This window comes from Paenibacillus sp. E194 (assembly GCF_000935845.1).
GTDB lineage: Bacteria > Bacillota > Bacilli > Paenibacillales > Paenibacillaceae > Paenibacillus_B > Paenibacillus_B alvei_B.
Genome location: NZ_JMDX01000354.1, coordinates 1 through 4,558, shown reverse-complemented (window position 1 = coordinate 4,558; position 4,558 = coordinate 1). Strand labels below are relative to the sequence as shown.

The window sequence follows — 4,558 nt, the reverse complement described above, 5'->3', positions numbered from 1 at the left end:
GCAAATGGTTAACGGAAGAAGAATTGGATAAGCAACTGCACTATTGGCTGGACACCCTGCATCATGCTCCTTCGGCATTAGAGCTGCCCACGGATCGTCCCCGATCCGCTACACAAACTTTCCGGGGCGATGCCGCTCAATTGTGCATACCGGAAGCCGTAGTGCAACCGCTCCTGCAATTGAGCCGTCGAGAGGGCTCTACATTGTTTATGACCTTGTTGGCAGCTTTTCAAGCTTTGCTTTATCGCTATTCGGGACAGCATGACTTTTGCATTGGCACTCCGATGGCCAATCGCGGAATGTCGGAAATAGAAGGATTGATCGGCTTTTTTGTAAATACGCTCGTGATCAGAAGCGATCTGTCCACTAACCCGACGTTCCGCGAGCTGATGCAGCAAACCAAGAAACAGGTTTTGGGAGCATATGAGCATCAGGATCTTCCGTTCGATCAACTGGTGCAGGCACTGCAACCTGATCGCGTAACGAGCCATAGTCCGTTATTTCAAGTCACGTTCGCAATGAATGACGATTCGTTTCAGTATATGGTGCAATCGGACGGTCTGCAGGTAAAGCTATTACCGATTGTCAACAAGACGTCAAAATATGACCTGTCCCTGGTGATGAGCCATGTCAGGGATCACGGAATCATTGCCGAGCTGGAGTACAACACGGATCTTTTCGATTCACAGACCGTGGAGAGGATGCTGGAGCATCTCCAGCATCTATTGGAAAGCATCGTGCTCAATCCCAACTTGTCCTTGAGCAGTCTGGAGATAATGGGCGAATGCGAGCGGCAGCTTCTGCTATCGGCATGGAATCGGACTGAAGCCGCAGATTTGGGCAATATGTGCATCCATGAAATTGTAGAGAAACAAGCTTCCTTATTCCCAGATGCAATTGCGGTGACAAGCGGCATCGAGCAGTTAACATATCAGGAACTCAACATTCGCGCGAATCGGATGGCCCGCCAGCTGCAGCAACTTAGCATTGGTCCGGAAGTACTGGTCGGATTGCTAGCTGACCGTTCACCCGAGCAAATTATCGGATTGCTAGCAATATTGAAATCCGGCGGGGCTTATGTACCGATTGATCCAGCGTACCCTGACGAACGGATCGCATATATGATCGAAGATGCCCAAATTCATGTACTGTTTACGCAAAATCGGCATGCAGAGCGGGTTCAGCACATGAATTTGACCGTTCTTCCGTTGGACGGAATCGGCTCCACTCCGCAAGATGGCGATGAATCGGCTCCCGACAGCGGCGCTGCGCCCGGCAATTTAGCCTATGTCGTCTACACTTCCGGTTCGACGGGCCGCCCTAAGGGAGTCGAAATCGAACACCGCAGCTTGCTCAATTTAGTGTCCTGGCATCAGAATGCGTATCGCATATCCAGCAGCGATCGGGCGACATGGCTGGCAGGCCCCGCTTTTGACGCTTCCGTCTGGGAGCTGTGGCCTTATTTGGCAAGCGGCGCCTCAATTCATATTCCAGACGAGGACACCCGCTTGGATCCGGTTCGCCTGCGCGATTGGCTCGTGAATGAGCGCATTACCGTCAGCTTTTTGCCCACGCCGCTGGCTGAGGCGGTTCTCTCCCTGAACTGGCCTGACGAGTGCCCGCTGAGATGCATGCTTACCGGGGGTGACAGACTGCGTTATTTCCCGCCGGAGACGTTGCCATTTGCCCTGTTCAATCATTACGGGCCGAGCGAAGGAACAGTAGTCTCCACGGCATGCCGCGTGCCTGCGAAATCACGCTCTTCCGCGGAGTTTACAGCACCGACGATTGGACGACCGATCGCCAATATGAGAATTTATTTGCTAGATCGGAATCGCAATCCCGTTCCTGTCGGCGTTGTTGGCGAATTATACATTGCAGGCCACGGCCTGGCCCGCGGTTATCTGAGAAGGCCCGAGCTTACAGCTGAGCGGTTCGGGTACGTTCCTTCCCTTCCAGGGGAACGATTGTATCGAACTGGCGATCTTGCCCGTTATTTACCGGACGGATCCATTGAATTTATGGGGCGTGCCGACGATCAGATAAAAATAAGGGGATATCGCATTGAACCCGGTGAAATAGAGGCGGTGCTTACGCTACATCCGGCTGTTGAGCAGGCGATCGTTTCCGTAAAGGAGCCTGGGCCGGAAGACAAGCGGCTGGTTGCATACGTGATCCCGTCAGCCGATATCACTCACGGATTGGATATAAGCGAGCTTCGGCTGCATGTGCAGGCCCGGCTTCCAAATTATATGGTTCCTGCCGCCTTAGTCGTTATGGAGGCTCTCCCATTGACGCCTAATGGTAAAGTGGATCGCAATGCGTTGCCGTCACCGAATTTTACGGACAAGGAGGAAGAATATGTGCCTCCACGAACGCCGACCGAAAAAAAGTTGGCTGACATTTGGTCGCAGGTGCTCGGCATTGAACTCGTTAGCATCCATGATAATTATTTCAGCTTAGGCGGCGACTCCATTTTAAGCACTCAAATTACAAGCAAAGTACGTCAATTGGGTCTGGAAATGAAGCCGAAATATCTGTTTCAATATCAATCGATAGCGGAGCTGGCTCCCATGTTAGAAGCTCTGAAGCCGCTCGAGCCAAATGAAATCGGGCAGCAAGAAGTGACGGGCTCGCTGCCGCTTACACCGATTCAGCGCTGGTTATTCGAGGAGATGTCCGTTCCCGAGCATTTCAATCAGTCCATGATTTTGTCCGTGAATTCCCAAATAAGCTATGAAGTCCTGCAGACAGCGATCGCCCATCTAGTGGCACATCATGATGCGCTGCGCCTCCGATTTACGATGGGTCTATCCGGTTGGGGACAGGCATATGCCGCTTATACGGACGAATCGCCTCTGAAGCGCATTGATCTTCGCGATCAGCCTGCAAACCTACAGGCAGATGTCTTTGCGGCCGCGATCACAGAAGCTCAAACAGGCTTCGACTTAAGCGGAGGCATCCTACTGCGCGCCATCTATTTTGACTATGGCACTGGACAGGCAGGAAAGCTGGCATTGGTTATCCATCATTTGGTCATAGATGGTGTTTCATGGCGCATTTTGCTGGATGATCTAAGCACGGTTTGTCGGCAATTAGTAGCCCGAGAAGCCATATACTTGCCGTCGAAAACTGCTTCATATCGCGATTGGGCGCACAGCCTTGTTGCCTACTCCGCCACGGATCAACTACGGGCAGAGCTGGAATACTGGTTACATCAAGTCAGTCCTCCCCCTCCCCTAATTCCGCTCGACTTCCCAGACGGTGCCAATACGACGGCTTCTTTGGCGGTTGCGGAGTCGAATTTGTCTTCTGAAGAAACGCGGATTCTGCTGCAGGAGGCTCCATCGGCATTCGGCGCGCAAATTGACGCTATTCTGTTGGCCGCACTCGGCCGCGCTGTCTTCGGATGGTCGGGAGAAAGAAAAATGCATGTCCATATGGAGGGGCACGGCAGAGAAGAATTATTCACAGACCTTGATATCTCGCGTACAGTAGGTTGGTTTACGAACATGTATCCAGTCATGCTCGAAGTGAAAGATAGCGCGGATATATACGCGGACATCCAAGGGGTAAAAGAGCGACTGAACCGTATTCCAAATCGCGGAATCGGTTATGGCTTACTGCGCTATATGACCGAAGATGACGGTATTGCGAGACAGCTTCGCAAGCTTCCACGTCCAATGATGAGCTTTAATTACTTAGGGCAATTCAATGCTGAATGGAGTAAGGAAAAGGAAGCGCTATTCACGCTGGTTGCGGATACAGCAGGACAGGATCTTGCGCCTGATTCCGAACGGGCCCATTATGTCGACGTGGCGGCAATGGTGACTTCAGGCCGCCTGCACATAAGTTTGTCATACAGCGAAAATGTGCATCGTAAACAAACGATCGAAAATCTGGCTCAAAGGTTTGAGGAAGAGCTTCGAATCATGATCGGATTATGCCAGCAATCAAAATCCCATTCATCTGTAAACGAGCGGAAGAAGAACGATGTTAGCGGTCTTGATACAAGCAGCAAATGGTTCGTTCGCTATAAGGTGAATCAGAAAGAGGCAATACGGCTGTTTTGTTTGCCTTATGCTGGAGGGAACGCATCTATTTTCCGCGCATGGCATGACTATTTGCCAGCGTTCGCGGAGGTTTGCGCAGTTCAATATCCAGGCAGAGGCGCGCGATTGCGCGAACCAGCCTACACAAGCATGTCACCGCTGCTGGAAGCAGTCGCACATGCGATGAGGCCCTTATTGGACAAACCGTATATTCTGTTTGGTTACAGTATGGGAGCCTTATTGGCCTATGAATTGTCGATCTTATTATCGAGGAGCTTGAATCGTCCTCCGTTAAAGCTTATTGTCGCGGGATTGAATGCCCCGTTTGTTCAGAGTCCGGTATCTCCCATTCATGGTTTGCCCGAGGAAGAATTCCGCAAGCGGCTTCGCCTGAACGGGGGAATTCCAGAAGAGCTAATTGATGATGAGGAATTGCTGGAACTCCTGTCCCCTTCTCTGAGAGCCGACTTTTCGGTCTGCGAGACGTATGAATATACACAAGGCAC

The 4,558-nt window shown here is 51.5% G+C and carries 1 protein-coding gene; it reads left to right on the top strand.

The genetic code is table 11. The features are described 5' to 3' along the window. Positions 1-4,558: non-ribosomal peptide synthetase (locus AZ66_RS27195; protein ID WP_156160105.1), on the top strand; the 4,558-nt coding region annotated here is incomplete at both ends.